The organism is Devosia sp. ZW T5_3 (assembly GCF_044987315.1).
Taxonomy (GTDB): Bacteria; Pseudomonadota; Alphaproteobacteria; order Rhizobiales; family Devosiaceae; genus Devosia.
Window position 1 is genome coordinate 88,272 of sequence record NZ_JBJDRE010000001.1, and the last position, 26,920, is coordinate 115,191.

The window sequence follows — 26,920 nt, forward strand, 5'->3', positions numbered from 1 at the left end:
TCCTTTAATATTTGCGCCAGGGCGAGGCGGTGGGCCGATAGAACGGGCGATAGCGGATGTGCCGCAAATAGACCCGACGCATTAGCGGGTCAGCCCTTCCGATCATGCGCAGCAGGCCTACGACCACCATCCAAATGGCGGCCCCGACGGCAGCGGACGCTGGCGTGAGCACCACAAAGATCAAAATAATGGCGGCGAGCCCCGTAAGCAGAACCAACTCGCGGTCGGCCCCCAGCAACAAATTGGGTCGCGAGAGCGCCCGGTGAATCCTGACGCGCTGCAACCGGCTGGCCGGCTCAGACACCGGGTGCTCCAAGCGAGGTCAACTGAGCCACCGGGCCAATTGAAGCGCCGCTCGAACCGAATAGTGCCACGATCTGGGTGGCGCCCAGCAGGATTCCGGCAACGAGCACGATATACATTAGTCGCCGCGCGAAATCGTTGAGCTCGCCGCCGAAGATCAGCATGCCACCGGCGACCGCAACCGCCGCCAGCGCAATTGCTCCAGCTACCGGGCCGGTGATGGATTGTTGAATTTGTTGAAGCGGGCCTTCCCAGGGTAGGCCCCCTCCCCCGCTGGCCAAGGCCGGTCCAACCATGACATTGGCAACCATTGCTGCACTTGCGCCGACTTCAAGGGCTCTACGCCGCATTCACCTTCTCCTTGTCTGACGAACAAATCTCGAGCTGGTAACCGCCGTTGCGATAGTTCTCGACATGCAAGATTTCGGTGACACGACGGCCGGTTGGCGTTCGGGCGATGGCCACGATCAGATCGACAGCTTCCCCGATTACCTCGCGCATTGGCATTGCGCTGACCTCGGCAACGAGTTGCTCAAGGCGCGTCAGGGCGGAAGCGGCACTATTGGCGTGGATGGTGGCGACGCCACCCGGATGTCCGGTATTCCAGGCTTTGATCAAAGTCAGAGCGGCGCCGTCGCGAACTTCACCCACGATGATGCGATCCGGCCGCAAGCGCATGGTAGACTTGAGGAGGCGGGCCATATCTGTAGTTTCCGAGGTATGAAGCGTGACCGCATTTTGTGCCGCGCACTGAATCTCCGCCGTATCTTCAAGAATGACCAAGCGTTGATCGGGCTCCGTGGCGACAATCTCGGCAATGATGGCGTTAGCCAAGGTCGTCTTTCCGCTGCCCGTGCCGCCCGCAATGACGATGTTGAGGTGTGATTGCACGGCATTGCGAATGACATCGGCGTCTTCGCCCGACATAGCGTTGGCGCGCACGTAGTCGGAGAGCGACATCACCATCGACGCAGGCTTGCGGATCGTGAATGTGGGTGCGAGCACCAGCGGAGGTAACAGGCCCTCGAAACGGTAACCCGCAATCGGCAGCTCGCCCGAAACGATGGGATGATCGTGATTGGCCTCGGAGGCGAGTGCATGGGCCACGATGCCTACAATGGTCTCGGCCGCCTCCACACGGAGTTCGCCGCCGTGGGATACCCCCTGCCCTACCCGCTCAATGAAAATCTGCCCGTCTGGGTTGAGCATGATCTCAACGACGTTAGGATCATCAAGCGCAGACTGGATGTCCGAGCCAAGCGCGTCTTCTAGTTTGCGCATCAAGCGCTGGCGAGACCGGGAAACAGTGTCGACCATGGCGCTATGCTGCAGCCGGCGCGAGGCGGAGTGCTCCTCGCTTGGGAAGGCACAGATGTATTGTTTTGAAGGCGGTCATGCTGCTGGCCCGGCTGTCGGTTGTGCGGGCAACTAAGCACAGCCGGTTATTCGAGTCAGACCACCAAATCTGGTAGGTTGAGTCGGGTAGGTCGACCCGAGACGGTTAAGATTGCGGCCAAGTTCAAGCGTTTTACCCCTACCAAATTTGGTAGGGTCCGTTGAGCAGCGTGAAATCAAAACACTAGCTAACTCACTGAAATAAACAAGAAATATAGCTTTCTAGGTCTCCGCCGTATGCCCCCCGTTAGTCCGCGGTTAACGCTAATTTTCTTGCCAGCCGCTCGGAATCGGACATACTGGCGCTAAATCATCAAAATCTACGATATTAGCGCTATTATCCTGTCGGACACCGAACATATGTACCCGCTTCCGCAATTCGAGTTTGACGACAAGATACTCCGGCAGGGCGCCGAGATTTCTCGACGGCTTAATCAACTTCGCCAAGAAAAATTTCCTCCCAATGCCAGGAAGACTCTGCGTCGTTTTGGAATGGCGGAGGTGGCCCATTATCTCGGGGTGAGCCCGAACAATCTTAAGCGTCTGCATCTCGAAGGCAAGGGTCCCGTCCCTACTCAGGCGACGGGTGGCCGCCGGTTCTATACCGCAGAACAGATGCTGGAGTTGCGAGAATATCTGGACAAAAATGGCCGCGCGGACACCAAGCAATATCTTCCCCATCGTAAAGATGGAGAGAAATTGCAGGTCGTGGCCGTGGTGAACTTCAAGGGTGGTTCAGGCAAAACAACTACGGCCGCGCACCTTGCCCAGCACCTGGCGTTGACCGGCCATCGCGTTCTGGCTGTCGATCTTGATCCTCAGGCATCCCTGTCTGCGCTTTTTGGCTTCCAGCCGGAACTAGACGGAAATCCATCTTTTTACGATGCGTTGCGATATGATGCGGATCGCAAGAAGACGACCGACGTTATTTCCCCCACCAATTTCCCCTCGCTCGACATCATTCCAGCTAATCTGGAACTGCAAGAATTCGAGTACGAGACGCCGTTGGCCATGCAGTCCTCCATGGAAGGCAGGCGGTTCTTTACGCGTTTGGGTTTGGGGCTAGCCGAGGTCGATGACCGCTACGATGTCGTGGTTATCGATTGCCCACCTCAGCTCGGCTATCTGACATTGTCGGCGCTAACGGCAGCGACGTCAGTTCTCATCACCGTTCATCCCCAGATGTTGGATCTGATGTCGATGAGCCAGTTTCTTCTCATGCTGGGGAATCTATCCAAGACAGTGAAAGAAGCAGGCGCCAATTTGAGGATCGACTGGCTGCGCTACCTGATCACCCGCTATGAGCCCACGGATATTCCCCAAGCTCAGATGCTAGGCTTCATGCAATCGATGTTGGCCGAAGAGATACTTCCCAGTCAGATGTTGAAATCCACTGCCATTTCCGATGCTGGCTTAACAAAGCAGACGCTCTATGAGGTCGAGCGCGGAAATTTCAACCGAGATACCTATGATCGTGCGATCGAGAGCATGGATGCGGTTAATTTCAGCATTCAGGGCCTAATTCACCGCGTCTGGGGGCGGTTATGAGATTTACGGCCGTAAAAACGGCTGAAATCTTGTTTTTTTTCAACAAGATAGAGCAAGGATAGGTCTCCTATGGCTCGGAAAAATCCTTTTGCGACCTTGATGGGTGGGCCCGTCGGCAGTGAGGGTTCTGAAACGAACCAAGCGGTGCGCGACTACACGATGAAGGGTGCATCGAAGTCGATGCTCAGTTCTATCACCGAGATGGCAGCGCAGGCCGATCGGCTGGTGGCCGGTGAGGCCATCGTCGAGATCGATCCTGAACTCGTTGACATTTCTTTTGTTAAGGACCGCCTGGACGACGACGGCGACGAATACAGTCAACTGGTTGAGGCGATTAAGGAGCGGGGTCAGGACAGCCCCATACTCGTGCGGCCGCATCCCAGCGCTGCCGGTCGCTTCATGATCGTATTCGGGCATCGGCGTGTTCGGGTGGCCCGGGATCTTGGCCGTAAGGTCAGAGCAGTCGTTAAGAACCTGGCCGACATTGACCACGTCATTGCACAGGGTCAGGAGAATTCTGCCCGCGCGAACCTGTCGTTTATCGAGAAGGCGCTTTACGCCGGATCCCTGGCTGCGCTGCGGTACGATGATGATAACTCCGTCATCTTGACGGCTCTCTCGATCAATCGTCCAACCCTGTCCAAAATGCTGTCAGTGGCGAGTTTGCCGCCGGCCATTCTGGAAGCGATCGGTCCCGCCAAGGGGATAGGCCGTGATCGTTGGTATGAGCTCAAGCAGCATTTGGATCGCCCTAGCAACCACGAGATAGCCTCTGAGGTCATCAGTGAGGCTAGCTTTTCCGAGCTCAGCAGCGACGAACGGTTCGATCGTATGATTGAACGTTTAAAGGCCGCCCAGTCCCGCCGCGTGAAGGCGAAACCGGAAAAGACTACGTGGCAGACCGAGGACAAGAGGTTAGCCGCCGAGATTTCATCTGAAGACAAGCGCTATTCGTTGGCGATCAAGGGCAAGGGGCCCGAGGCACGCGAATTTGGACGCTATCTCACGGAGAAACTCGGCCAACTTTATCAGGATTTCCGCAAGGAAAGTGACGCCAAGAAAGACGGAGTGTAGCCCGCAAAAGAAAAAAGCCCCCGAAACCTTGGTTCCGGAAGCCCTTCTCTACGTGTGGTAACGAGAGAATCGCACTTCCCAGAATCACAGTCAAGCATCTTCGACGCTGTTTCGGCGAGCGGACGTCTTTTGCCTAAACGCAGGTGAAAGAGAATGGAACCGCATATTTCAACGACGCCCTTTGGGCGGCGAGCGCTATCGCTTGGCATGATTTCAAGCCAGGTAGCAGCCAAGACGATGCCGAAGGACGCAACGGTCCACAAATGGCATGTCTTCCAGAACATCAAGGAAGCCAGGATTGCCCTGGGTGCGACTGATCGCGCCTTGGCTATTCTTGACGCCTTGCTGTCCTTCCATCCCGAAACCGCGCTCTATGGCGATAGCGAACTCATTGTCTGGCCGTCCAACGAGCAGTTGATCGGCCGGGCCAATGGCATGTCGCCGGCGACACTTCGGCGCCATCTGGCAAACTTGGTCGATTGCGGCCTGGTCATCCGCCGGGACAGCCCCAATGGCAAACGCTTCGCCCGTAAAGGCTATGATGGCGAGATCGAGCAGGCCTATGGCTTCGACATTTCTCCAATCGTTGCCCGCGCGGCCGAGTTCAAGGAGCTGGCGGAAGCCGTTCGCGCCGAGAAGAAGGCGCACCGCCTTGTTAAGGAACGGCTAACCATATGCCGCCGTGACATCGTCAAGATGATCGAAGCTGGTATTGAAGAGGGCGTGCCAGCCAACTGGGGTAGGGTGCAGCAAGCCTATCAGACCATCGTCGGCCAAATTCCGCGGACGGCACCACGGCAAGTCCTCGAGGCGATCGCTACGGACCTTGAGGACCTTTGGTCTGAAGTGCGTGACGTATTGGAATCCTTTGTGAAAACAAAGAATCTGAACGCCAATGAGTCTCAAACTGAGCGCCACATACAGAATTCAAAACCAGACTCTAAAAATGAATCTGAACATCGCTTAGGAAAAATAGAAGAAGCGAGCGGCAGCGCCTCGGACCCAGATAACGTACGGAGCCTGCCGAAGCGTGAATTGCCATTGGGGATTGTTCTGGATGCCTGCCCGAACCTGCTTTGGTTGGTGAAGGGCGGCAGCGGCATTCGCAACTGGCGGGAGTTCCTTGCGGCCGCCGAGGTAGCCCGGCCGAGTTTGGGGATTAGCCCCAGCGCCTGGGAGGATGCACGCACCGCGATGGGCGAACAGCAGGCAGCGATCACCATTGCGGCGATCTACCAGCGGCAGGATCAGATCAAAAGCGCCGGGGGTTATTTGCGGAATTTGACCGATCGGGCGAAGGACGGCAAATTCTCGGTCTGGCCGATGGTCATGGCTTTGGTTCGGGCCAAGCTTGATGCGGCGAAGGTGGCCAATAGTGGGGTGGCGGAAGCCGCGGACGAGTTGGAGACAGCTGGCAAAGTGGTTCGTACCGAGAAACGCCTCGAGATCAGTGACGCGCTGCGTCAAAACCTCGATAGGCGCGGGCCAAAATCGTGATGGTGTTGATTGATTCCCGGGTCGGATGCCATATATTGCCGACAGTAGATGTGGCATCTACGCTTTCATGGGTGATCGAGATATGGCCCAAATGCATAAAATGGCCGCTCAGGCGCTGCCGCTGGTTTTGTCCTATATGGATCCTGCGGGACGGATCGCTGCAGAGCGAGTAGCAGACGGCTTCGGTATGTCTAAGTCGCAGCTGGCGGAGACGACTGGATTAGCGAGAGAGACCCTCTATCGCTCGGAGCGGATAGGGGCGCCAAAAGCTCAGGGCCGGTTGCGGGAAATGCTGGAGATCATTAGCCGGGTGACCGACTGGGCTGGCGGCAAGGATCAGGCAATGGCTTGGTATCGCGCCCAGCCCCTACCGGCCTTCGGAGGTCGGACTGCCGAAGCCCTGGTTAAAGACGGTAAGGCCTCGGCTGTCCGGGACTACCTTGATCATATGGCACTTGGCGGATTTGCGTGAGATTCGTCGGTACTTGCTTTCGCGCTCACGATCCTCGTTGGGCATTCAAGCCGATTTCTGGCGAGGGAGCAGCGATACGAGGGGCGCGTTTTAATCCCCAGGGCGTGCCTGCGCTCTATCTTGGGCTCAGCATCATGACCGCGATCAAGGAGATCAGTCAGGGATTCGCGCACCGGCTCGATCCGACAGTGCTGTGTTCCTACGATGTCGATTGCGAGGATGTTGTCGATCTGACGACAGAGCAGGGCAGGGGAGATGTATCGGTGTCGATGGACGAGATGAGGTGTGCTTGGGCGTCAGCTCTCGCTGGTGGCAAGAGGCCTATCTCCTGGTCGATTTATGACCGACTCGTTACACAGGGCGTCGCTGGCATTCTCGTGCCCAGCTATGCTTCTGGCGCCGATGAAGAAGATCGCAATCTGGTTCTGTGGAATTGGGGACCGACGCTGCCACACCAGGTCGAGGTTTTTGATCCTAGCGGCCGGCTGCCGCGCGATCAGCTATCGTGGAGTTAGCTGGCTCGACTAAACACGAGCACACGGTTTTATGGGAACCAATAAACACATAAACCTAGTGCTAACGACCGTAAATGCGCCCTATCGGGAGCAACTAGATGGCACGACATTGGCTGCTTGCCTTTCCGACGTCGAGCTCGCCAAGTAGCACCCCCGGGCACGACGGTCGGCTAGCGGTGCAAGCCTTTTCGGATTACGGGAAGGGCAGGGGACATCCTGCTCAGCTTAACCTGGCCGATTGCCTGTCCTACGCCTGTGCCAAAAACCGCAAGATGCCACTGCTCTACAAGGGCAATGACTTCGCGCACACCGATCTGGCCTGATTTCGCTGGGGCTAAAGGCCCGCAGCCTTGGTGAGGTTGACCCGGAACCGATCGCGGCGGCGTTGGTAGCGGCGGGTCATTTCCGCCGAGGCATGCCCGAGCTGCTTCTGCACATAGCGCTCATCGACCTCAGCCGACGAGGCGAGGCCGGCGCGCAGCGAATGTCCGGCAAATTTTTGTTCTCGTTCATCCTCCGAAAGATCCCCACGCACCCCTGCAGCAATGGCGGTGCGTTTGACGAGGCGGGCAACCTCCTGATCGCGCAGCCGCTCGGACCCAACGGTCTTGCCTTGCCCCGTGACCCGCCGAAACAGCGGTCCATGGGCGATGCGGCCCAGCTTGAGCCATGTTTCCAATGCGACCACGGGGCAGGTACCGTCGGAGGAGCCGCGGCCGATCTCGACCTCTCGCCAGCCGTTTTTGCCACGGAGGGTCAAAACCATGCCGCGTTCGAGGATCTCAACCCAGCCCGAGGAATCCTCAGTTTGCTTGGGGCCAACGTCGAGACCGACAACTTCCGAGCGCCGCAGGCCGCCAGCGAACCCCATTAGCAGCATGGCCCGATCGCGTAGGCCGCGTAGCGTGCCGCGGTCGAGGGTCTCGAGCATGGCGATTAGATCCTCGGGCAGCACGGCCTCCTTCTGTACGGGCGGCCGGCCGTGGGTGTTGCGGATGCCGTCAAGCACCCTGGCAATGTGGCGATCGCCGCGATCGAGCCGCTCACCAAGCTGGAGATAGTGCCAGGAAAGGGCGGACAGCCGGCGCTCGATGCTGGAGACGGCGGCGGGCTGGCGATTGGCGGTCGCAGCGCCAGATGCGCAGGCGGTGATGTACAGCCCGACGATCTGCGGGTCGGGTGGGAGATGCTCGAGGCCCTGCCGCCGGCACCAGGAACAGAAGTGTTTCCAGTCGCTATCATAGGCCCGGCGGGTATTGGGCGAGCTGGCTGCCGCGACATATTCACGAGCGCGATCGGCGAGTTGTTCCAGATGCGCCGGCAGGGTGGCCGCCCGCGGGGCAGGGGAGGGGACACTAGCGGGCACACCGGGGTCCCGATGTTCAAGGTCGTCGGGGTCAGGTGCCATGTATTCTAACCAAGATCCCAGGGGTTGACGACATCAGCGCCCGTGTCACCAAAGTCGGCGACGTTCCGTGTCACCACCACCAAATCGTGTACGATGGCCGTGGCGGCGATCAGACCATCCACGTCCCCGCGCGGTCGGATAGCGGCGATGCGGCCCCACTCCACCGAAATATGATCGGTGACGGGCAGGATGCGGTCTGCATGCTGGTGGCGGAGCTTGCGTAGCCATTCGGCGAGGTGGCCAGCGGTCGTGGGGTCGGATTTCTGCTTGAGCGCGATTCCTCGCATGATCTCTCCCAGGGTCAGGGTACTCAGATGGATCGCCTGGGGATCGGTGGATCGCATCCATGCGACCGCTTCGGCCGTGCCACGCCGTGCCTCCGAAATCACGTTGGTGTCGACGAGGTACATCAGAGCTCCGGTTCTCGGCTCGGCCGCTTCTCACGGCGATCAACGGTGTCCGCGAAAGCGTCGTCCCAAGCGGGGCCGGAAAGAAGGTCTTCAACGATGTTCGGCCGATTGCCGGTCAGCGCGTCGTAATCCTCGGCCGACAGGATAACGACCGCACGCGCGCCGCGCAGCGTCACCATTTGTGGCCCTTCCGTACGCGCCTTTTGCACGACCTTCGAAAACTGGTTCTTAGCGTCCTGCAGGTGCCAATCCATATCAGTTCTCCAAGATAGCTAGACTGGCTAGCTATATAGACCTTCGACGCATCCGTTTCAACCGACACCTGCCGCCGGGCTCTGGGGGCGAGCAGTGCCGTGTAGGGGGTCGTTTTCGGCAGTTTCGTCGAGTTTTTGGGCCATCCCCTCCATAATGAGCAAAACGAATGATAATGCAAGATTATCGGTCATTATTATCTTCCGGCAGGCAGGGCGGATATTTGCATACATAGTGGTCCTAAGCGCCGTCATGTGTTAGCCTGCCGATATGAAATCCGCCGCTGATTTGCTCTCTGCCGACTCTCCGCCGGTGCCAAAAGTGCCGGTATGGGCGCGGCCGCGTGGTCTGGTTTTGCACGACGCCGATGCGGCTTACGTGGCCGGGGCAGCCCTGAATTCGCTGGATAATCTGGTGCGCCAAGACCTGCCGTGGGCCGGTGCCTGGCGGCAGCGGCTGGCCCTGCAGAGCGCCGCCGCGGCAGTGAATTTGATCGGTCGACGCGAGGACGAATCCGCCCTGCGCGACACCCATTATCTACGCGGCGTCGGCGACGATCCTGGCCCCTCCGGTCACCTGCTAATGGCCTGGCGCCGCTTGGCCAGCCGCACCACCGGATGCGACGAGGAAATGGTGCGCCCCGTCGCCGAGCAGCATTTTAGTCTGCACTGGGATGACACTCTCACTGACGTGCTGGCCAATGCCGAGGACATGATGGTGTCGTCGCGCCCGGCGCCAGTGCTAGCAGCCGAGATCGCCGCCGCCGTCTATCGGGCCCGACCCGATGCCGAACTTTTGGGCTTCTGGCTCGCCGACATGCTGCTGGCCCAAAAACTCCGGTGGCCCATTCCGGTGCCGCTGCTGATGGGGCAGGTGTCTTCGTCCATCTTCAAGTCCGGCGAAAACCGAAAGCGCATCCGGCCGGGAGCGGAGGGCTGGGGCAGGGCGGTGTTTTTGGCTTATGCAACGGCGGCGGCAGAAGCCTGCGATCTCGGCGCCGATGTTTTGGCGCCGCGCGCGGCTAAATTGACGGCGATTGCACCGAAGTTGCGCGCGAAGGGGTCTGGCGACGTCATCAAGCTGCTGCTGTCCGATGACGCGGTACCGGGCTCCTGGTCGAATCCAAAGCTGTCGGCGCGGGGTGCTCGGCGTCTGTTTGATCGGCTGGGTGAGTTGGGCGCGGTGCGCGAGCTCAGCGGCCGGCCGACGTTTCGGCTCTACGGCTTGTGAGGGCAAAACAGATGGCCAGGCGCAAACGGACAGATGCGGAACCACCAATCTTCGATGCCGAGCTGGCCGATATGCCCGCCGACCTGCGCTGGCGCGAATGGATGAACCGGATCGAAGCCGTGCTGTTCGCGGCGCCAAAGCCGGTGGAACGCGAGGCCCTGGCGCGGATAGTCGGTCGTGATGCCAGCATCGACCTGCTGATCGATGACATTCGCGAAGCGCTGCGCGGCAAACCCTATGATGTGGTCAGTATCGCAGGGGGCTGGGCGTTCCGCACCCGCACTGCCTATGCCGATGCGATTGCCACGTCTGCTGCCATGCCGGACCGGGTGGTTGATCTGACCCAGAACGAGGCCATGGTGCTGGTATCGATCGCATATCATCAGCCGATGACGCGGGCAGGGGTGTCGGAAATCCTGGGGCGCGAGGTGTCACGTGATGTGATCGGGGCGCTGCGGGACAAGAACATGATCACGGCCGGGCCGCGTAGCCCGACGGCCGGGGCGCCGTTCACCTATGTGACGACCAAGGGGTTTTTGGAGCATTTCGGGCTTAATACGCTGCGCGACTTGCCTGATCTGGAGGCGCTGCAGGATTCGGGTCTGCTGAGTGGCGGCGAACGTGTTGGGAGTCAGGAGATGCTTCGGCATTCGCCGACGGATACCGCTGGCATCGAAGCGCCTTCTGCAGACCAAGACTGAACAAGGTGCTGACGGCTTGGCGCCCCGTTCCGACCATTCATGACGCAATTCGCAGTTCCCAAAAGTAGACTGGCGACTGGTCGACCTTACCTAATCGGCGAGTTACCAGGTGAAGCCGGTGGATGTCCTCGGAGGGCGTTAAGGCCGTCGAGATGTTGATCCGTCATTGAGGCCTCCAGTCACTCCATATCCGGTACATCACCTGCCGTGTAAAGCACCTCTGCGTCCACGAATTCTCCTCATCGGGCCTCGCCGGCCGCTTCCAGGCGATCACGCCGGCGATCTCCCAGTTCCGTACGGAGGAGCCAGAAAATCCGTGAACAATCGCTGTGGGCCCGGGCATTTCGATGAGGCATCCACTATGCTGGAGGCATGAAAGACGAGTTCGAATACGATGTTGCGTTCTCCTTCACCGCCCAAGACGAAGCGCTGGCGTCGCAGCTCAACGATTTGGTATCGGACAGGCTGAAGACGTTCATCTATTCGGAGCGCCAGAAAGAGCTGGCTGGGACAGACGGCCAGACGACGTTCAGCGACGTCTATGGCAAGCAGGCCAGGGTTGTTGTCATCCTTTTTCGGAAGGAATGGGGGCAGACCCGATGGACCGGTGTAGAATTGAACGCCATCCGGAGCCGCGCTTTCGAGCAGGGTTTCGATTTTACAGTGTTCATTCCAGTGGAGCCGACGCCCGCCACCCCTGCATGGCTGCCACCGACACGACTATATGTCGGCCTTGAGCGTTGGGGCGTAGCTGGAGCCGCCGCCGTAATCGAACAGCGCGTCATTGACGCTGGAGGATTCTCACGGCCGGAATCCGTCATCGAACGGGCAGCGCGGCTAAAGCGGGCAACCGACCTGAAGAATGCGCGGCATCAATTTGAGCGATCGCACGAGGGCACGGCTCAGGCCAACGCGGCCTACACGGAGTTCTCAGAGGCGCTAGACGCCGGGGCCGAAACCGTTCGAGCCTCGGGCGTAAACCTCGAATATAAGACATCGCAGCACTTTCGGATCGTCACTTGCTACCCGGTCAACCTGATCTGCAGCTGGTCTCCCAACTACGTAAACTCGATAGAAAACATCGATCTGGATGCGGCCTTCTACAAGGGCTTTCCCGGGCTTCCTGGTTTCTATCCGTCGTTCAACAAGGCAGTGCAGCTGGCCGCGTTGAAGTTCAAGTACGCCCTCGTGCGCATGGACCAGAATGCCTATGTTTCGAAGGATGCCAAGGAATTCACGCCAGAGAAGCTGGCCGAACACCTGCTCTCGCAGCTGATGGACATCGTGGAGCGTACACCGCGCGATTGATCACTGCATGCCGTCTTCGTTCGTCGAACGAAGTGAACGACCATTAGCTTCGAATAGCTCGCATTTGGGAAATGGGCAGCGGCATTACGTGATAACCGACGCTTATCACGTAATGGTCCTGACACAGTAACGTGACGGGGTACCGCTTGCCTTCAACTACCCTCTATGACGGCGAAGTTTGGTAGATAGCGATACATTTCTGCAAACTGGGAGGCTTCGCCGGGAGGGATCTCTCCACAATCCAATGCGGTACCGGCGGCCAGGGGCAATTGTTGCTCTAGCTGCCGAAACTCTTTGACGGTCAGTTTAGGCACAGGAATTCGAACGAGCTTGGAGCCGGCTTTGAGGAAGTCCATCTGGGCAAATCCACAATCGCTGACTTTGTTGGCATCGGCGTCTTCATAGAAAACGACAACAAGCGTCGTCATTTTGGCCCCGTCCTCGTACTCGAATTCACATACCACCTCGGACCTCATGTCCGCTTGGTCTGGCATCCCATTGCGGGCCGCCAGTGTCTTCTCGATTTCGGCCAAGAGCATCGACCTACTCAGAGCGCCGTAGGGCCAGCCGATAAGATCGTCGTCGAAAAGTGAGGACGGGACGCGATCACGCCCGAACAGTTGGCGGAAGCGCTCCACAGCATCGATGGCCGTTGCATCCGAGGCCCTTTCTCGCTCCGCCTCGGCTATCATGGGCGACCTGTGGCACTGAACAGAAACCACAAGCACAGTTCCGGACTGGGCACGATTCGCGACCGTCTGAACGTCGAGGAGCATGTCAGTCGAGAGCGGATCGTCGTAGTCCAGCCAAAGGAACGCTTTGCGTTCCCAATCCAGCTCGGGGAGCACGTGGTTGGAGGCCCGAAAATCGATGTCGATCTTGAAAGGCTTGTTGGCCTCAATGCGTTTTGCCGCCCCTGCAGCTTGTTCGATCGAGATCATGTCCCTAATGCCAAGAGCGCGATGAAAAATCGTAAAATCAGAAAACCAAACCGAGCCAAATCCTACGTAGAGGTAGTTTTCTACCGCACCGAAGGGCCAAAGACGGCGAAACACATCGCAGAGCATCTTCCTCTCGGCGTGTTTCGCAGGGCGAAGTGAATAGTCGATGCGGCGAAAACTTGCCGTCATTGTCCGCGCTGCCTTTTAAGGACCAAATCAAACGTTTTCTCGCCGACTGCTCTCGCCGAACTAACTCCAAGCTCCTGTTGCAGGAATTCGATATCGTCCACCGTTTTTGAATACTGAATTTTGGTGGTCTTCGGCCCCTTCGCAAAGGAGGATCTTTGTGGCGCGCGGAACGTAACGGAACTCGTGATGGTTTCCGGCTTGACGGTCTGAGACTTGTTCACAAACTTGAGTAGAGGACTTTCTTCGCGCGAGTGCTCGTCGATATCCGCGTCTAGCTCGTTCAAGAAGTCGATGACCGGCCTCATGAGCTCGATCATTATGGGGAAGGTGGCCTGCCAAATCGGTGTGTCCTGATCTACGTTTGTCTTCGTCGTGTTCCATGGGACCCTCGCGGAGTCCGCGGAATCGAAAAAGATGAGGCCCCGAAAGCGCGCGAACTGATTGTGAAAACTGGGTACGACAGGGCGGTTTACCGCATCCTCGATGAGCCCCCAGCCAGTAACTGTTGATCTGTCTGCCTCAAGAACGACTCGTCCGTTGCAGACCACGTACCAACCGGCTTGACGGGGCACCGACGCACCGACAGCAGCAATGATCCTAACCGATACTTCAGCCTGTCCTTCTTCTTGGAACTTGATTACGCGCGAGCCCGGTGTAAAGCCGTCCTGAACCAATAGGCCCAGATCGATGGCGTCCACGTGCTTCCCGTTTACCGAAACGGACAAGCCGCCGGCAATGAACTGCCGATGCTTCGATTTGATAAGTTCGAATATGCTGTTTTGAAATACGGAAGTGGCAAACCTCCTGCCCACTTCCGCCCTGAGATTGGTAACAATTATCTCCGTTCCTGGTGCCTGCGGACTTACGTGTTCGTTTCCGTCGAATGGCTCCCAGGGAAAATGCCAGCCAGCTTCGGTTTCCCAGGTGGGTACGTCAACCTTGACGGCCCACACATCGTCCTTGGTCGCGGACCGGACGACGAACTCTTCTCCGAATTTAAAGAGTGCGCGCTTCATGCCCACCCCAAACTGTCCAATAGAATGGCTCGTTCTGGGCGCTTGTGACGCCGGAGGTCTGCCGAATTTGAAGGCATAGTCCCTCGCGGCGGCTCTGCTGAATCCACCGCAATTATCCCAAATCCGAAACCGATTTGCATCGAATTCGAGTACTACCTTGCGCTGATCGAACGGTTTGTCCGCGGGCAGGGCCATCGCCTTAGCCCCATCAACGCTATTATCAACCAGGTCGAGGATAGCTTGTTCGAGCGGTATGTCGCGGGTCAGCATGTCCACGAAGAAAGTCTTCGTGGGCTCGGCGTCGATCATTTCTAATGGGTCGTTTACGGCTGACATATATCCCCCTTCGGCAACGCACGGCGTTCTTAGACCCGAAACCGAATACAGAGACCGGGTCCGCTATGGTCCTAGGCTTTCATATGGTGGCGATGCAGATTAGAACCGCGCAAAGACTTGCATGAGCGATGTCGGCGGGCCCCCGCCGCCGACTTCAAGGTCGACTAACCTTCGTCGATCCTCTAATAAATGCGCTAACATTCCAATACCCGTTTAGGATTTAGCGTTGCAACATCGCCGCCATATGGTCGATCTCTTCTCCGGTTGTGGCGGTTTTGGGTTGGGTGCGCGTGCGGCAGGCTTCGGTGCCGAGCTCGCGTTCGACATTGACCCCATTCTGACGTCATCTCATTCCTCAAACTTTCCGGGGTCCGAGCTTACGCTTACCGATCTGTCTAAAACGTCGGGAACCGAGATCAAGGCAAAGGCTGGAGGCGACGTTCTCGGAGTATTTGGCGGCCCCCCCTGCCAGGCCTTTAGCGCCATGGGATATCGGAAAATCGACGATCCGCGGCGGGATCTGTTGCGGCATTTCTTTCGACTGGTCGATGAAATCGCCCCGGCCTTCTTCGTTATGGAAAACGTCGTCGGATTGAGCTACGCGGATGCCAAGCCGGAGCTTGACGCAGCGCTTGAGACGGTCGCGGGACGATATGAAATTGTCGGCCCTATGATACTTGATGCCGCAGACTTCGGGGCCGCCACCAAGCGACGCCGCCTTTTCGTCATCGGTTATGATCCTGCGCGCTGCGATCCTTTTGTCGAGGCCGATCTTTTGGCAGCGAGGAAGCCGGCAATCACGGTGTCAGACGCCATCGCTGACCTAGCGCTCGCGATCGAGACTGGAGAGGCGGACGGCTTTGACTATTGGAGGTTGCCCGCCGCCCCGGATGGCAATCCATATGCGGCCTCCCTGCGCGCCGCAGACGGCACCTTCACCGGTCACCGTCCAACCCTTCATACCGACGCGGTCGTTACCCGCTTCCTTGCCGTACCGCCAGGCGGCACAGACAAGATCGGTCGGCATCCGCGCCTACGGTGGGATGGCCAGTGTCCGACGCTTCGCGCGGGGACGGGAAGCGATCGAGGCTCATTTCAGTCGGTCCGACCAATCCATCCGAATGATCCGCGGGTAATTACGGTGCGGGAAGCCGCCAGACTTCAAGGCTTCCCCGACAGTTTCAGATTCCACCCGACGGTTTGGCATAGCTTTCGAATGATCGGAAACAGCGTGTCGCCGGTAATGTCGGAAGCCATTTTCACGACCCTCAAGTCCAAGCTATTCGGTGGCCAGTCCGCTTCAGTCGCGGCGGAGTAGACTATGGATCGGCTGACGGCCGAACGTCGATCCTGGCTGATGAGCCAGGTAAAACCAAAGGACACCCTACCGGAGATCAAGGTCCGAAAGGCTGCCCATGCCCTGGGTTATCGCTTTCGGCTACACCGTTCCGATCTTCCCGGTCGCCCTGACATTGTATTCCCTAGGTTGCGGCTTGTCGTCTTCGTCCATGGGTGCTTCTGGCACCGGCATGAAGGTTGCAAGAAGGCAGGAATGCCAAAATCGAAAATTGAATTCTGGCAGGATAAGTTTGACCGCAACGTCGCCCGAGATAAGGCGAATATGGCCGAACTGCAGCGCCTTGGTTGGAGGGTCGAAGTGATTTGGGAATGCGAGACAAGAGATCCCAAAACCCTCTATGAACACGTTGCTGCAGCGATCAAAGCCAAGGACGGTAACCAGTGAAGGCAGTGTTCGATACCAAACCTGACTCCGGTTACGGGGACGAGCTCGCCCATAGATACCACTTCCCGCCAAAATACCTCGAGCTGGTGGAAAAGACTGTTGGGGATTGGGTAGTATTTCGGCGGCCGCGGGCGGACGGCGGCAGCATGGCCTATCTGGGTGTGGGAATGGTTGTGGGCATAGAACCCGACATCAAAATTCCCGGACACAACTACGCGCTAATATCTGACTTTCTTCCATTCGACGCGCCGGTGCCATGGGTGGTCGGAGGCCGCTACTTTGAAGGCGCCTTGAGGGACCACCGGCCCCTTGCGCAACTTGGGCTTTCCCTCCGCGGACGGTCTGTTCGCCTCCTGGAAGAAGAAGACTTCGAGGCGATACTAGCGGTCGGCCTAGCGGAGTCCTTTAAGGACAGCATCGAGGCCGAGGACTTCGCCGAACAAACTCCTATCAGCGAACGGCGAATTGAGCGGCTACTGGTCACGAGAAAGGTGAGAGATGCCAATTTTCGACGCCAGGTTCGCCGGGCGTACGATTTTCGGTGCGCCATCACCGGCCTGCGCATCGTCGACCGCTTCGGTCGGTCGGAAGCTCAGGCCGCCCACATCCATTCCGTGGCTGGCGGTGGTCCCGATCTGGTACAAAATGGCTTGGCCCTGACCTCGACCGTCCATTGGCTCTTCGACAAGCATCTCATTTCGATCGATGCCGATTTCAGCCTGTTAATCGCCGTGCAGGGCATCCCTCCCGAGCTCTCGCACTTGATAGAGCCGGCACGCGCCAGGATACACCTGCCGCTACGAGAACAGGATTGGCCGCAAGAACGGTTCCTCACGATTCATAGAGCGGCGTTCCACGAACTTGCGGCGAGATAGCGGGTCCTCGTCATGGCGGGCGCCTCAGGGTCGGGCCTGCATCCGGTCAGGAGGCATCCCGCAACGGTGGCGCATAAATTAAGATGCACCACTGCTCCGGTCGCGCAAATTAACAGTTGCACAGGGGCATTAGTCAGGCGTTCGTTTGAACGCCACTTCCGGCCGACGGTATGGGTGAAGTCAGCTTTGGCGCAATGCTCGCCGAAAAGCCGACCGTCCCTTCCACCCCATCCCGGTGACAAAGCGCTGATGCGACCGTGCGGTGCTTTTAGTACCGCCCCGCATCCGCAGTGGCCAAAAGGGGCGCGAGAAATGGTCGCCGGATTCGCATAATATGCGGTCTGGAATGGCAGTTGCCGACCCCAAAATGGACGTTGGTGCAGTCAATCAGATTTCCCGAAAGCGGCCGAGACGCTAGTCTTCTTCCAGCCCTGCCAGACTTGGCGCATCGAGATCAACAGCGGCGTCCCCGACGAGAACCAGCAGGTCCTGCTCCAGTCGATCCAGGGCCGGTTCACCAATCTTCTGGGCCCAGGCAGCGCGCAACTCCTCAAAGATCGTCTCGCCCTGCCGCATGACCTCATGCCCCAGGGGCGTAACAGTCAGAAGCTTTCGCCGAGAATCCGCCGTATCATCCATTCGCGCCACATAGCCCCGCTCTTCCAGCAGGGCGACAACCTTCGCCGCCGCCTGCTTGGAGATCGACAATCGGCGTCCCAATTCCGATGCGTTGTTGACCCCGCCCGAAATCGCCCGCATGGCGAACTCCTGGCTAGGCCGCAGCTCTGGATAACCGCGCCGCAACAGTTCCACCCCGGCGCTATCGGCCAATTGCCGGAAGCCGCCAAGAAGAAGCAATGCGAGATCTGCGCCTTTTCTGCTCATACAACCTCGCTACTGCATGGAACACAAAAAGACAATCAGGGTGTCTATTTTCGTTGACATAGACAACCTGGATGACTATGTCTTTAAAGACAACCAAGTTGTCCATAAAGAAGCATGGAAATGACCTACGCTATCATCCCTGAAGTCACCCACCATCGCGTGGCCCTGAACGGCACCAATCTCCATTATGTATCTGCCGGCACGACCGGTTCTCCAATCCTGCTGGTCCATGGCTGGCCGGAAACCTGGTGGACCTTCCACAAGATCATACCGTTCCTGGCGCAGTCCCATCGCGTCTTGGCCGTTGATCTACGTGGCTTCGGCGATTCCGACGTTGCCCAAACCGGTGACAGCAGCGCAACCATGGCCGAAGACCTGCATGCCCTGATCGGGTATCTCGGTCTTGGCCCGGTTCACTTGGCGGCTCAGGACTTCTCTGGTCCGCTGGCCTTCCGGCTCGCAGCCACCCGCCCGCAAGATTTGCTCAGTTTCATTGCCGTGGAGACCAGTTTGCCGGGCTTTGGGCTGGAAATACTGATCAACCCGATGATCGCCTGGTACTACGGTACTTTGGCAAAGCACGGTGCAGCCGAACGCTTCTTCAAGGGGCGTGAGACGGAATTGCTGACCGAGTTTATCTTCACCCCACCTTCGACAACCTCCACAACTATCGGGGCAGATGACATCGGCGAATTCATCCGTGGCTACGCCCGAGATGGTGGCTGGAACGGCGCGCAGGCAATCTACAACGGCAACATGCGTGAGACGGAGGAGTATAAGGCACTTGTCGCCGCACAGCCGCTGACAATGCCGGTGCTGGCTATCGACCAGAACGGCTCGAATTTCACAAGCCAGTCCTTTGCGCCCGCATCGGCAGGCAAGCTAAAGACGCGTACAATCCCGAACACCGGGCACTATATTGCCATGGAAGCCCCTGTTGCCCTCGCATCGGCAGTGCTGGGGTTTATCGGCGAGATCGATCACGCAAGCTAAACCAAAGGTCAGGCCCCAGCCGGACCTTCACTCGGTAGCCGGCGCAGCGCAATCGTGGACAGGCCCGACCCTTGGCTAGTGACGAGCGGCGGCCGCCAATCCGATAGGTGGCGACCGCTATCCACCCATCGCAGTCGGCTCTCGACCCCGTCTCTGACATCTAAGGCCCGAGACCATGACGCCGAAAGCGGACCTTGCGGATGCTGCAAGCCTCGGGGATACTTTTGCCGTTTTGCTGCGCCATCGAGGAAGAGGCACGATGCCTGACAAGATGATTCGCCCTCTGCTTATGACTTGGCCGAGCGTCGAGCGCGGACAAGAAGGCAAGAGCTGGGACGACGTGGCCGACGCGCGCCAGCCCATCGAGGCCTGGGAACGGCGCACTGGGCTTCAGCTCCCTTCTGACTACAAGAGCTTCATGCTCAAATTCAATGGCGGGCGCGTTTATCCCAACATGTTCAACTACGCGGTGCCGCTCGAGCGCTATCCTTCGACGGAGCCGGAAACATTTCTCGATCCCCTTTACGATTGGGAGTATGTCGAGAAGATATGGAGTGGCGAGGAGTTCGGGGAAGGCTGTCCCCCCGGCATGCTGGATATTGGCAGTAATCCGGGCGGGCTGGAAGTACTCCTGTCGGTAAGCGGCGACACCTACGGGCAAATATTCAACTGGCTGAGGTCCACCAACAAATGGGGGACGGACGGCAATGATGAGGTATGGCTCCAAGCGCCATCCTTCAGAGCTTTTATGGACAATCTTTTCGACAATTCAGACAGGCTTGGCTATGACCATTGGCATCTCCCGGGTCTGGCGCCGCTCGTCAGAGAACTAAGCTATTGACGCGCTGCACGCACGACCAGGGATCGGCGGAGGACACTGAAATGGCTTTCCCTGTGGCATTGTCGGCGACGTTTCCAAGCCGGCGCGGACATTGAGCGCGAACGTCAGCTTTCTTCTTCAACCGACCAAGAGCTGCCTGACCGGTTTCCACCCCATCTAAGGCCTTGCGCTACTGCTTCGCAGCCTCCCAAAAGCTGCCATCGGCCGATAGCGGATTTGCTCCCATATCGGTGGTTAGGCCGGCTGATTGCATTGTTGGAAGCAGCCGCCCTCCCGAGCATTCCTTGACCCGCAGTTGCATCAGACCGCTCCGCGTATGGGATTAACAATCGGAAGTCCGGCAAAGTCCTTTTCGTTGTCAGTCACCACCACGCACTGGTTCGCAGCAGCAACAGCCGCGACAATCATGTCGAGCCCGCTGCGCGGCCGACCGACCGCTTTGCCTTCTGCCATCAGCCGCGCCCAAATCAGCCCGGCATTATCGTCAAACGATAGGATGCGGTCCACGAACAATGCCTGCGGCCCCTCCGACCCAGAGAACCACGTGTCGAGCGCGTCGCGCTTTTTACCGAGCGGCATCTCTAAAATTCCGCGGCAGATTTCCGCAACGGTCAGCGAAGCGATGAACAAATCCTCGTCTCGCTGTGTCGACATCCATGCCAGCAGCGATTCCGATGGCTGTGGTTTGACGACATTGCTGATGATATTGGTATCCAGGAGGTAGCGCGTCACAGGTCGACCTTGCGTCCTTCTTCGCGGGGTCGGGAAAGGTTAAGATCGATGCCTACTAGCGGCGAACGACGCAATGCCGCGAGGATTCCGCCAGGCTTGGTGGGCTCGCCAGCGATTGACTTACTTACGGTCGCGCGAAGCTCTGAAGCCGCGGGCGTGTCCTCCGACAGGCGCCGGGCTAGCGATCGGATGAGGTCGCGGTCGGCGTCCCGACCGAGCACTTCAAAGCGCGCCAAGCCGCGCTCGCCAAGGCGAGATCGATAATTTTGGATGGCGCGCTTCTGCGAGTTTCCCATGATGACCTCCAGAGTATTTCCAGTAATATAGCCAGATAGAGGGCCCTTAGCAAGATTGCGCGGTTGGCGAGGAGTTCGCCAGCGAACCAATGGCATCGCCTTCAACCTCGGGATATGTGTCTCGGTGGATGTATCGGGATCGCCTCGCAATGATGGTATTTCTCGACGTCCAGACATGCCGCTAAGCGAACTGCCGCGGGCTGATTTTGGATTCGCATAATATGCGGTCTGGAATGGCATTTACCACTGGTTTGCCCCCATCTCGTGCGCTCCCCTATGGAGCCACGGCTAAGTCAGCGTCTAGGATCACGCGACTAGCGCTCGGCTATCGCAACCCGTTCTAAGCTTGCCAAGCGCTCTTCACAAACCGTCTGGACAAGCGCGTGCAGGTGCTCGGTCCGATCCATGAGCCATTTCAGCGCATCTTCGCTGATGTCGTAGTGCTTGGAATAGCGGGCCTTGACGTAGGCTTCATTGAGAACGTTGAACCAGGCATGGTAGCGGTGCTGGTCACGTGGCCACGCGTCAATGAGGCGACGGTCACGATCCTCGGCGAGCATGCGCAAGAATTTCAGGTTATGTGAGGGAGGACTGTAATTCGTCAGCACCAATAGCACCGTGGAATAGGCTTGTTCGATCGATTGGTGGAGTTGGAAAGCAGCATGATTGAGCATGCCCTTCGACATCTCATACCGAGATGTGTCCAAAAAATTGGTCGCCGAGGGAAGGCGCTGGGCGTACTGCTCTCGACCAATATCCAAAGCCTGCTGCGGTGAAAGAATCCCCGGCTCAGCTAGTTCTCGATCATCCATCTCGTAGAGGAGGACACCTTCTTTGCGGATGTCCGAGAAGAAGTACTGCGCATTACGCAGGGCATTGTTCACCTCACGACCCGAGTGAACAATTAGACCCACCGGCACCCCGATGGCGGCGTCGCGGTTCAGTCGGTCCGTGGCCCTATCCCAATACTCAAACCCCGCGAAACGGCTCTCATTGACGATCACCAGTACATCGAAGTCAGAGCGATAGCCCTTCATCGTGTGGGGCTCATCGACCCAGGTGCCCTTGGCGTACGATCCAAACAGGATGATTTTCAGGATGCGACCGCGGCGCTTGGCCTCTGACTTAGCTTCCTTAAGCGCGTCATCGAACTCCTCGTGGATGATTTCGACGATCCGCGCGATGTTGCGCTGCTTGCTTTCGGGAAGGTGATCGAGGCTGATCTTCATTCAAGGATGCCCCTTTCAGGCTCGCGAACAGTTCGGCTTGTGAACTATGCCCAACCAGGAGTCGACGCACAACTCCACTGGGTCGGCTGAGGAGAACGGCGTGAGAGTTGCCTTGCGACGTTCGACTTCGGTGACATAGCGATTTTGCGGATATCGTGGCGTCAATGAACTGACCAGAATTCATACCCCGCAGCGATTGATGGACAATGGTGTAACTCCGCGCTGTTCCTGCCGAGCAAAACGCACGCCGATCGGCTTTCGATGCCCTATTACGCGCGGTCGATCTTCCGGCTCGGCGCACAAGCACGTATGGCTTGCGCGATCTGCTGCATGAACGCGGGACTGAATGCCCCCATTGCCTCGGTGCTGGCGAAATCGAACGCAGCGTCAAGCGGGACGCGATTGAACTCCGTCGGGATGAGCCAGCACGGCAGGTCGAGGCCTGCACGCCGGCGCTCCAAGTGTGGGATGAGCACGGCGGGCTGATCCGCTGCCGGCGGCACGGTCGTTATCGGAAACAAGAGATAGGCGGCGGTAGACTTCACGACGACGCAGACCGGGCGTGCATACCTGCCAGATTCCTCCCCATCATCGGCTTGGCGCGCCCAAAGATAGTTGAACTGCACAACGTCACAGGCATTGAACACCGGCCTAGCTCTGCGGTAACTGGGCAAGACCGGTCATTAGCTCGTCCATAACGGCCGGAGGGGCATCCTGCAGGGTAAATGCTTGAATCCCACGGCGTTCAGTCAATTTGCGGTAGTGGTCGGCGTTCATCACCACCAGCCGGCCCTTGCCGTGCTTGGTGAGAGTGACAGGCTCGACAAGGGCGGTGTCGAGAATTTCGCCAGAGGCGCGATTGAGATCTGTCAGGGTGTAGAATTTCATCGGGTCCAGCCTTTCTTCCGTATTTGGCGTAAAATAGCTAAATTACGTAATTTGGCAAGAGCGATAATCTTAAGCCCTAGGGCACGGATATATGGTGGCCAGATCATGGATGAACAGAATTGCGTGGATTGGGTCGTTGCCGACCGATCAGCGTAAGAAGTGGAACCGTATGCTACGGAGAGGGAACGCGCCGCGTGTCCTTGGCCCGCATAATACGCGCTCGGGAATGGCTCGTTCAGCGCAGAAAGCGGTTTACAGCGTCTCGGTCGGGTCCGGGTTGGTGGTGGTCGAAAGGCTTGTGGCAATGAATTCCCTCACCTTACCGAAATCGCTTGGAAATTCTGATGACACGGTCGGCGATGTGATCGCTGTGAAGCCGCGACAAAGTAAAATTTTAGGTATTCATAATATTTTAACTCATTAATTGCGCCTTGGCGCGTGGCTGGTAGCTATGGCGGCACACGTAACTTGGGTGCTGGGCATGACCGCTGCCAATCTATCCGCCACTGGACTGCAGAGTGTTGGTGTTGCTCTTCCTCTCGTGCTCGATGTTGACGACACACTGATCCTCACCGATCTGCTGCACGAGACGGCGGTGGCTTATTTCCGCGCCAATCCGCTGCGTGTGTTCAATCTTGTCCTGTGGACCTTGCAGGGCAAAGCCACGCTGAAGCGCAAGCTGAGCGAGCAGGTGCCCGTCGATGTGGACAGCTTGCCGGTCAATGAGGAACTTGTAGCCTTCGCCCGTGCCGAACATGACAAGGGGCGTTCGGTTGGGCTGGCCACCGCCGCCGACGAATTGCTGGCGCTGCGCCTTGCTCGCCGCTTCGATTTCGTCGATTTCACCATAGGCAGCAACGGCGAGCGCAACCTCAAGGGCGCTACCAAGGCCGCTGCGCTGGTGGAACGCTTCCCGGATGGTTTCGCCTATGCCGGGGACGGGCGCGCCGACCTTGAGGTGTGGGACAAGGCACGATCGATCGTCCTCTCCGGCGCATCGGCCGATACCGCCACCAAGGCGCGTGCGCTGGGCAAGCCGGTCGAAGCCGAATTCTTCCGCCCCAGACTGGGCCTGCGCGGCTGGCTCAAAGCGCTGCGCGTGCATCAATGGGCCAAGAATGGCTTGGTCTTCGTGCCCTTGATCTTGTCGGGCATGGCCACCGACCCTGTCGCCGTGTTGTCCGCTTTTTGCGCTTTCGTCTCCATCTCGCTGATGGCCTCGGGCACTTACCTGCTCAACGATCTGTTTGACCTCACCGATGATCGCCTGCACTGGACCAAGCGTAATCGGCCGCTGGCCTCCGGCGCCCTGCGCATCAAGCACGGCGTTCCCGCTTCGGCCGGTCTCATCGCTGGCGGCCTCGCACTGGCAGCACTAATCGGTCCGGGCACACTGGGTCTGCTCGTCGCCTATATGGCCATCACGCTACTCTATTCATTCTACATCAAGCGCCAGCCTATCGTTGACGCCTTTACCCTGGCAGCCCTGTTCACCATGCGCCTGGGGATCGGCATTGCCGCCGTGGGCGCGGTGCCCTCGCCCTGGCTGCTGGTGTTTTCAATGTTCCTCTTCACCTCGCTTTCCTTTGCCAAGCGACAGACCGAAATCCAGAAAAGTGTTGCCAAGGGGCGGCTCGTGGTCAATGGCCGCGGCTATCTCGGCACCGATGCCAGCATGGTAGTGGCGATGGGCGTGGCGACGGCCATGGCGGCCATCACCATCATGGTGCTCTACATCATGAACGACGTTTACGGCGCTGGCTTCTACAATAGCCCGGTCTATCTCTGGGTCTTCCCTGCGGCGCTGTTCATGTGGGTGTCGCGCATCTGGCTGCTCTGCCATCGCGAAGAGCTTAACGACGATCCGGTGGCCTTCGCCATCCGCGACAAGATCAGCATCACGCTGGGCGGGTTGATGGGCGCGGCCTTCCTCGCCGGATGGCTGTTCTGATGCCCGCGCTACTGCAACGCCTCGCCAGCAATCAGGTCTTCCGTTTTCTGCTGCTTGGCGGCACGGCGGCCACGATCAACTGGATTGTGCGTTTCCCGCTGTCGGCGGCCATGCCGATGGGAGCAGCCGTTATTCTGGCCTACATGATCGGCATGGGCGCGGGCTTTACGCTCTATCGCAAATATGTCTTCCCGGGCTCCACCCGCCCGCTGATGGAGCAGACCATGACATTCATCGGGGTCAATCTTGTCGGCGCGGTGGTTGTGCTCGGCCTGACCACGCTTTTCCTGCAGATGCCGGCCGCCGCACCCTGGCCAAATGTCGTGCGGGAAGGGCTTGCCCATGGCGCCGCCATCGGCGTTGGCGCGGTAATCAATTTCATCGGCCACAAGCAATTGACTTTCCGCCTGGCGTCCCGCCCGGCGGGATAGACCGGTTCGGCCGGCCATTTGACACGCATGCCATCCCGCCCGCAGGACTTTAAAGCCGTGACCGTAAAGCGCATTGCCATAACAACCATTCTGGGCGGCCTGGTGCTGGCCTTTCTCGCAGTTCTTGCCCTGGCCATTCTGCGTGAAGTGCCCGGCACCAATTCTTACGCCGTGCTTGCCGAGGGCTGGCTCAATGGCCGGTTCGATACGGACCATTGTTTTGATACCGATTGCGCCCTTTTCAATGGGCTGACTTACATCATCTTCCCACCGCTGCCCGGCGTCATAGCTCTGCCCTTCGTTGCCTTGTTTGGCAGCGACTTCCGCTTCTTCGTCGTATTGAGCGCGCTCACCTTTGCCGGCAGCGGCTGGCTATGGTGGCAGATATTCCGTCGCGAAGCCGCTGGGCGCGATCAGGCCACGCTGCTCGTTTTGCTGACCCTTTTTGCCACGCCGCTCGCCTTTGTGGTGCTGCGCGGCGACGGCGTCTGGTTCTTTGCGCAGAGTTGGGGCTTCCTGTTTTCCAGCGCTGCCCTCTATAGCGCGCTGGTGCGCCGCAATGCCCTTTTGGCCGGTCTTTTCATCGGTATGGCCTTTCTTTGCCGGCAGATGACCATCCTTTACCTGCCGCTGCTCTATGTGTTGCTGCTGGAGGCAAACACGGCCTGGTACAGCATCGATCGTGCGGCCATCAAGCGCGCCCTCTCGCTTGCGGCCTTCCCGGTAATCGCGATCCTCATCTACTTCGTGTACAATTATGCCCGCTTCGGCTCGCCGCTCGAAACGGGCTATTCCTACATCTTTCCGGTCGAATGGGATGTCGCCGATAGCGGCGGCTTCTTCCTGCGTCTGCGGGTGCGCGAGCTTGGAATATTCTCGCCGGATTACTTCCTGTTCAATGCCGTCTATATGTTTGTTGCCGGTCCGCACGTGGACTTTGCCGGCCGCTACATGACCGAAATGGCGGGATTTGATGCCAATGGTGCCTCGCTCTTTCTGGTGACGCCGGTCATTCTGTTGGCCTTCCTGGGTAAATGGGATCGCGCCTTCTGGTTCGGCCTGGGCACCTGCGGGCTCGTCATGGGTTTGACGCTGCTGTATCATTCTAATGGTTTTTCGCAGTACAGCGCCCAGCGTTATGCGCTGGACTGGTTGCCCATCCTGCTGATCTTCCTCGGCCGCGCCCTCAAGGCGGAATGGACACCGCCATTCGCGCTTCTGCTGGCCTATTCAATGGGGGTGACCCTCGCCATGCTGGCCATCGGCGGCATCATAGCTGGCTAACTTGACGCCGCGTGCATGCGGCCGCTCTCAGCGGCCAAGGGCGTCGCCAGAAACCGTATAGGCAATCTGTTTTGACCCTGTCTTGGGAGTGGATTGAATCAGCTGCGCCATTAGCTAGTCCCCGGGGGGGGAAGACGCTCTCCGACAAAATTGGCGTCGATGTTAGCCGCATACCC

General features: G+C 58.5%; 32 protein-coding genes and 1 pseudogene. 18 read left to right on the forward strand and 15 right to left on the reverse strand.

Features of this window, described 5'->3' with window-relative positions; all coding sequences use genetic code 11:
* Positions 1–4 precede the first annotated feature (4 nt).
* The 3 genes from ACI3KW_RS00390 to trbB are packed head-to-tail and all read right to left on the reverse strand — an operon-like array spanning position 5 to position 1,620.
* Entirely contained in the window at positions 5–304 is a 300-nt protein-coding gene (locus ACI3KW_RS00390; protein WP_404846426.1) for a conjugal transfer protein TrbD, read from the reverse strand.
* Positions 297–653 carry a TrbC/VirB2 family protein gene (locus ACI3KW_RS00395; protein WP_113119795.1) on the reverse strand — a complete coding sequence of 119 codons (357 nt, stop codon included), beginning with the start codon at positions 651–653 and terminating at the stop codon, positions 297–299. Before ACI3KW_RS00395 ends, ACI3KW_RS00390 begins: the two co-directional genes overlap by 8 nt.
* Positions 643–1,620, reverse strand: coding sequence for a P-type conjugative transfer ATPase TrbB (gene trbB / locus ACI3KW_RS00400; RefSeq protein ID WP_113119796.1), 978 nt, complete (start codon positions 1,618–1,620; stop codon positions 643–645). The genes ACI3KW_RS00395 and trbB overlap by 11 nt, the downstream gene beginning before the upstream one ends.
* Before the next feature lie 438 nt (positions 1,621–2,058).
* Here trbB and repA point away from each other — a divergent pair, with 438 nt between their 5' ends.
* From repA to ACI3KW_RS00430, 6 genes and pseudogenes are all read left to right on the forward strand, one after another.
* A complete protein-coding gene (gene repA / locus ACI3KW_RS00405; RefSeq protein WP_113119797.1) occupies positions 2,059–3,246 on the forward strand; it encodes a plasmid partitioning protein RepA in 1,188 nt (395 codons plus the stop codon).
* Between the two features lie 69 nt (positions 3,247–3,315).
* Positions 3,316–4,320: a plasmid partitioning protein RepB gene (gene repB, locus ACI3KW_RS00410; protein ID WP_113119798.1), complete on the forward strand. Its 1,005-nt coding sequence runs from the start codon at positions 3,316–3,318 to the stop codon at positions 4,318–4,320.
* Between the two features lie 153 nt (positions 4,321–4,473).
* Positions 4,474–5,817: a plasmid replication protein RepC gene (gene repC / locus ACI3KW_RS00415; protein ID WP_404846427.1), complete on the forward strand. Its 1,344-nt coding sequence runs from the start codon at positions 4,474–4,476 to the stop codon at positions 5,815–5,817.
* Positions 5,818–5,899: 82 nt separating this feature from the next.
* Entirely contained in the window at positions 5,900–6,289 is a 390-nt protein-coding gene (locus tag ACI3KW_RS00420) for an MbcA/ParS/Xre antitoxin family protein (RefSeq protein WP_113119817.1), read from the forward strand.
* Positions 6,286–6,804, forward strand: coding sequence for an RES family NAD+ phosphorylase (locus tag ACI3KW_RS00425; RefSeq protein WP_404846428.1), 519 nt, complete (start codon positions 6,286–6,288; stop codon positions 6,802–6,804). Before ACI3KW_RS00420 ends, ACI3KW_RS00425 begins: the two co-directional genes overlap by 4 nt.
* A 167-nt stretch (positions 6,805–6,971) precedes the next feature.
* A pseudogene (locus ACI3KW_RS00430) lies at positions 6,972–7,127 on the forward strand (type II toxin-antitoxin system VapC family toxin); the annotation flags it as partial.
* A gap of 11 nt (positions 7,128–7,138) precedes the next feature.
* Here ACI3KW_RS00430 and ACI3KW_RS00435 read toward each other — a convergent pair.
* The 4 genes from ACI3KW_RS00435 to ACI3KW_RS00450 are packed head-to-tail and all read right to left on the reverse strand — an operon-like array spanning position 7,139 to position 9,068.
* On the reverse strand, positions 7,139–8,212 hold the full coding sequence (locus ACI3KW_RS00435; protein ID WP_404846429.1) for a tyrosine-type recombinase/integrase: 1,074 nt from the start codon (positions 8,210–8,212) through the stop codon (positions 7,139–7,141).
* A 5-nt stretch (positions 8,213–8,217) separates the two neighbouring features.
* Positions 8,218–8,622 carry a type II toxin-antitoxin system VapC family toxin gene (locus ACI3KW_RS00440; RefSeq protein ID WP_404846430.1) on the reverse strand — a complete coding sequence of 135 codons (405 nt, stop codon included), beginning with the start codon at positions 8,620–8,622 and terminating at the stop codon, positions 8,218–8,220.
* Positions 8,622–8,876 (reverse strand): type II toxin-antitoxin system Phd/YefM family antitoxin, encoded by a 255-nt coding sequence (locus ACI3KW_RS00445; RefSeq protein WP_404846431.1) that lies wholly within the window; start codon positions 8,874–8,876, stop codon positions 8,622–8,624. The genes ACI3KW_RS00440 and ACI3KW_RS00445 overlap by 1 nt, the downstream gene beginning before the upstream one ends.
* 57 nt (positions 8,877–8,933) lie before the next feature.
* Positions 8,934–9,068, reverse strand: a complete 135-nt coding sequence (locus tag ACI3KW_RS00450; RefSeq protein WP_404846432.1) for a hypothetical protein — start codon at positions 9,066–9,068, stop codon at positions 8,934–8,936.
* A 76-nt stretch (positions 9,069–9,144) separates the two neighbouring features.
* Here ACI3KW_RS00450 and ACI3KW_RS00455 point away from each other — a divergent pair, with 76 nt between their 5' ends.
* From ACI3KW_RS00455 to ACI3KW_RS00465, 3 genes are all read left to right on the forward strand, one after another.
* Entirely contained in the window at positions 9,145–10,104 is a 960-nt protein-coding gene (locus tag ACI3KW_RS00455) for a DUF1403 family protein (RefSeq protein WP_404846433.1), read from the forward strand.
* 11 nt (positions 10,105–10,115) lie between these two features.
* Positions 10,116–10,805, forward strand: coding sequence for an SMC-Scp complex subunit ScpB (locus ACI3KW_RS00460; protein ID WP_404846434.1), 690 nt, complete (start codon positions 10,116–10,118; stop codon positions 10,803–10,805).
* Positions 10,806–11,177: 372 nt separating this feature from the next.
* Complete coding sequence (locus tag ACI3KW_RS00465) at positions 11,178–12,113, forward strand: hypothetical protein (RefSeq protein WP_404846435.1); 936 nt, start codon at positions 11,178–11,180, stop codon at positions 12,111–12,113.
* A gap of 152 nt (positions 12,114–12,265) precedes the next feature.
* Here the strand turns inward: ACI3KW_RS00465 and ACI3KW_RS00470 are convergent, their stop codons facing one another.
* Positions 12,266–13,243, reverse strand: coding sequence for an O-methyltransferase (locus ACI3KW_RS00470; RefSeq protein ID WP_404846436.1), 978 nt, complete (start codon positions 13,241–13,243; stop codon positions 12,266–12,268).
* Positions 13,240–14,568: an ATP-binding protein gene (locus tag ACI3KW_RS00475; RefSeq protein WP_404846437.1), complete on the reverse strand. Its 1,329-nt coding sequence runs from the start codon at positions 14,566–14,568 to the stop codon at positions 13,240–13,242. The genes ACI3KW_RS00470 and ACI3KW_RS00475 overlap by 4 nt, the downstream gene beginning before the upstream one ends.
* A gap of 253 nt (positions 14,569–14,821) precedes the next feature.
* Between ACI3KW_RS00475 and ACI3KW_RS00480 the strand changes: the two genes are divergently transcribed.
* From ACI3KW_RS00480 to ACI3KW_RS00490, 3 genes are read left to right on the forward strand one after another with little or no spacing between them, the layout of a single operon-like run.
* Positions 14,822–15,913 (forward strand): DNA cytosine methyltransferase, encoded by a 1,092-nt coding sequence (locus ACI3KW_RS00480; protein ID WP_404846438.1) that lies wholly within the window; start codon positions 14,822–14,824, stop codon positions 15,911–15,913.
* A gap of 3 nt (positions 15,914–15,916) precedes the next feature.
* Positions 15,917–16,339, forward strand: a complete 423-nt coding sequence (locus tag ACI3KW_RS00485; protein WP_404846439.1) for a very short patch repair endonuclease — start codon at positions 15,917–15,919, stop codon at positions 16,337–16,339.
* Entirely contained in the window at positions 16,336–17,214 is an 879-nt protein-coding gene (locus ACI3KW_RS00490; protein ID WP_404846440.1) for an HNH endonuclease, read from the forward strand. The genes ACI3KW_RS00485 and ACI3KW_RS00490 overlap by 4 nt, the downstream gene beginning before the upstream one ends.
* Before the next feature lie 414 nt (positions 17,215–17,628).
* Here ACI3KW_RS00490 and ACI3KW_RS00495 read toward each other — a convergent pair whose 3' ends face one another.
* Entirely contained in the window at positions 17,629–18,099 is a 471-nt protein-coding gene (locus ACI3KW_RS00495; RefSeq protein ID WP_404846441.1) for a MarR family winged helix-turn-helix transcriptional regulator, read from the reverse strand.
* 120 nt (positions 18,100–18,219) lie between these two features.
* Here ACI3KW_RS00495 and ACI3KW_RS00500 point away from each other — a divergent pair, with 120 nt between their 5' ends.
* Together ACI3KW_RS00500 and ACI3KW_RS00505 are read left to right on the forward strand one after the other, a co-directional pair.
* A complete protein-coding gene (locus tag ACI3KW_RS00500; protein WP_404846442.1) occupies positions 18,220–19,092 on the forward strand; it encodes an alpha/beta fold hydrolase in 873 nt (290 codons plus the stop codon).
* 175 nt (positions 19,093–19,267) lie between these two features.
* Entirely contained in the window at positions 19,268–19,933 is a 666-nt protein-coding gene (locus tag ACI3KW_RS00505) for an SMI1/KNR4 family protein (RefSeq protein WP_404846443.1), read from the forward strand.
* 300 nt (positions 19,934–20,233) lie between these two features.
* On the opposite strand, the gene ACI3KW_RS00510 is transcribed toward ACI3KW_RS00505, so the two are convergent.
* The 5 genes from ACI3KW_RS00510 to ACI3KW_RS00530 form a co-directional block, all read right to left on the reverse strand.
* Positions 20,234–20,665, reverse strand: a complete 432-nt coding sequence (locus tag ACI3KW_RS00510; RefSeq protein WP_404846444.1) for a PIN domain-containing protein — start codon at positions 20,663–20,665, stop codon at positions 20,234–20,236.
* On the reverse strand, positions 20,662–20,961 hold the full coding sequence (locus ACI3KW_RS00515) for a hypothetical protein (protein ID WP_404846445.1): 300 nt from the start codon (positions 20,959–20,961) through the stop codon (positions 20,662–20,664). The genes ACI3KW_RS00510 and ACI3KW_RS00515 overlap by 4 nt, the downstream gene beginning before the upstream one ends.
* Positions 20,962–21,275: 314 nt before the next feature.
* Positions 21,276–22,190 carry a nucleotidyltransferase and HEPN domain-containing protein gene (locus tag ACI3KW_RS00520; protein ID WP_404846446.1) on the reverse strand — a complete coding sequence of 305 codons (915 nt, stop codon included), beginning with the start codon at positions 22,188–22,190 and terminating at the stop codon, positions 21,276–21,278.
* A gap of 269 nt (positions 22,191–22,459) precedes the next feature.
* Entirely contained in the window at positions 22,460–22,837 is a 378-nt protein-coding gene (locus ACI3KW_RS00525) for a hypothetical protein (protein WP_404846447.1), read from the reverse strand.
* A 4-nt stretch (positions 22,838–22,841) separates the two neighbouring features.
* Positions 22,842–23,078, reverse strand: a complete 237-nt coding sequence (locus ACI3KW_RS00530) for a type II toxin-antitoxin system prevent-host-death family antitoxin (protein WP_404846448.1) — start codon at positions 23,076–23,078, stop codon at positions 22,842–22,844.
* Between the two features lie 136 nt (positions 23,079–23,214).
* On the opposite strand from ACI3KW_RS00530, the gene ACI3KW_RS00535 reads away from it, so the two are divergent.
* From ACI3KW_RS00535 to ACI3KW_RS00550, 4 genes are read left to right on the forward strand one after another with little or no spacing between them, the layout of a single operon-like run.
* Positions 23,215–23,502 (forward strand): hypothetical protein, encoded by a 288-nt coding sequence (locus tag ACI3KW_RS00535; protein ID WP_404846449.1) that lies wholly within the window; start codon positions 23,215–23,217, stop codon positions 23,500–23,502.
* A 57-nt stretch (positions 23,503–23,559) separates the two neighbouring features.
* Positions 23,560–25,029, forward strand: a complete 1,470-nt coding sequence (locus tag ACI3KW_RS00540; protein WP_404846450.1) for a UbiA family prenyltransferase — start codon at positions 23,560–23,562, stop codon at positions 25,027–25,029.
* Entirely contained in the window at positions 25,029–25,460 is a 432-nt protein-coding gene (locus ACI3KW_RS00545) for a GtrA family protein (protein ID WP_404846451.1), read from the forward strand. Before ACI3KW_RS00540 ends, ACI3KW_RS00545 begins: the two co-directional genes overlap by 1 nt.
* A 57-nt stretch (positions 25,461–25,517) precedes the next feature.
* Positions 25,518–26,744 (forward strand): hypothetical protein, encoded by a 1,227-nt coding sequence (locus ACI3KW_RS00550; protein ID WP_404846452.1) that lies wholly within the window; start codon positions 25,518–25,520, stop codon positions 26,742–26,744.
* Positions 26,745–26,920: the final 176 nt, after the last annotated feature.

Bases quoted from the DNA above. Each gene is read 5' to 3' on its own strand.
- ACI3KW_RS00455 (WP_404846433.1), top strand. From the start codon at position 9,145: ATGAAATCCGCCGCTGATTTGCTCTCTGCCGACTCTCCGCCGGTGCCA.
- repB (WP_113119798.1), top strand. From the start codon at position 3,316: ATGGCTCGGAAAAATCCTTTTGCGACCTTGATGGGTGGGCCCGTCGGC.
- repA (WP_113119797.1), top strand. From the start codon at position 2,059: ATGTACCCGCTTCCGCAATTCGAGTTTGACGACAAGATACTCCGGCAG.
- repC (WP_404846427.1), top strand. From the start codon at position 4,474: ATGGAACCGCATATTTCAACGACGCCCTTTGGGCGGCGAGCGCTATCG.
- ACI3KW_RS00515 (WP_404846445.1), bottom strand. From the start codon at position 20,961: ATGGGAAACTCGCAGAAGCGCGCCATCCAAAATTATCGATCTCGCCTT.
- ACI3KW_RS00530 (WP_404846448.1), bottom strand. From the start codon at position 23,078: ATGAAATTCTACACCCTGACAGATCTCAATCGCGCCTCTGGCGAAATT.
- ACI3KW_RS00395 (WP_113119795.1), bottom strand. From the start codon at position 653: ATGCGGCGTAGAGCCCTTGAAGTCGGCGCAAGTGCAGCAATGGTTGCC.
- ACI3KW_RS00495 (WP_404846441.1), bottom strand. From the start codon at position 18,099: ATGAGCAGAAAAGGCGCAGATCTCGCATTGCTTCTTCTTGGCGGCTTC.
- ACI3KW_RS00540 (WP_404846450.1), top strand. From the start codon at position 23,560: ATGACCGCTGCCAATCTATCCGCCACTGGACTGCAGAGTGTTGGTGTT.
- ACI3KW_RS00500 (WP_404846442.1), top strand. From the start codon at position 18,220: ATGACCTACGCTATCATCCCTGAAGTCACCCACCATCGCGTGGCCCTG.
- ACI3KW_RS00520 (WP_404846446.1), bottom strand. From the start codon at position 22,190: ATGAAGATCAGCCTCGATCACCTTCCCGAAAGCAAGCAGCGCAACATC.
- ACI3KW_RS00420 (WP_113119817.1), top strand. From the start codon at position 5,900: ATGGCCCAAATGCATAAAATGGCCGCTCAGGCGCTGCCGCTGGTTTTG.
- ACI3KW_RS00435 (WP_404846429.1), bottom strand. From the start codon at position 8,212: ATGGCACCTGACCCCGACGACCTTGAACATCGGGACCCCGGTGTGCCC.
- ACI3KW_RS00475 (WP_404846437.1), bottom strand. From the start codon at position 14,568: ATGATCGACGCCGAGCCCACGAAGACTTTCTTCGTGGACATGCTGACC.
- ACI3KW_RS00505 (WP_404846443.1), top strand. From the start codon at position 19,268: ATGACGCCGAAAGCGGACCTTGCGGATGCTGCAAGCCTCGGGGATACT.
- ACI3KW_RS00545 (WP_404846451.1), top strand. From the start codon at position 25,029: ATGCCCGCGCTACTGCAACGCCTCGCCAGCAATCAGGTCTTCCGTTTT.
- ACI3KW_RS00445 (WP_404846431.1), bottom strand. From the start codon at position 8,876: ATGGATTGGCACCTGCAGGACGCTAAGAACCAGTTTTCGAAGGTCGTG.
- ACI3KW_RS00485 (WP_404846439.1), top strand. From the start codon at position 15,917: ATGGATCGGCTGACGGCCGAACGTCGATCCTGGCTGATGAGCCAGGTA.
- ACI3KW_RS00440 (WP_404846430.1), bottom strand. From the start codon at position 8,622: ATGTACCTCGTCGACACCAACGTGATTTCGGAGGCACGGCGTGGCACG.
- ACI3KW_RS00460 (WP_404846434.1), top strand. From the start codon at position 10,116: ATGGCCAGGCGCAAACGGACAGATGCGGAACCACCAATCTTCGATGCC.
- trbB (WP_113119796.1), bottom strand. From the start codon at position 1,620: ATGGTCGACACTGTTTCCCGGTCTCGCCAGCGCTTGATGCGCAAACTA.
- ACI3KW_RS00465 (WP_404846435.1), top strand. From the start codon at position 11,178: ATGAAAGACGAGTTCGAATACGATGTTGCGTTCTCCTTCACCGCCCAA.
- ACI3KW_RS00470 (WP_404846436.1), bottom strand. From the start codon at position 13,243: ATGACGGCAAGTTTTCGCCGCATCGACTATTCACTTCGCCCTGCGAAA.
- ACI3KW_RS00450 (WP_404846432.1), bottom strand. From the start codon at position 9,068: ATGACCGATAATCTTGCATTATCATTCGTTTTGCTCATTATGGAGGGG.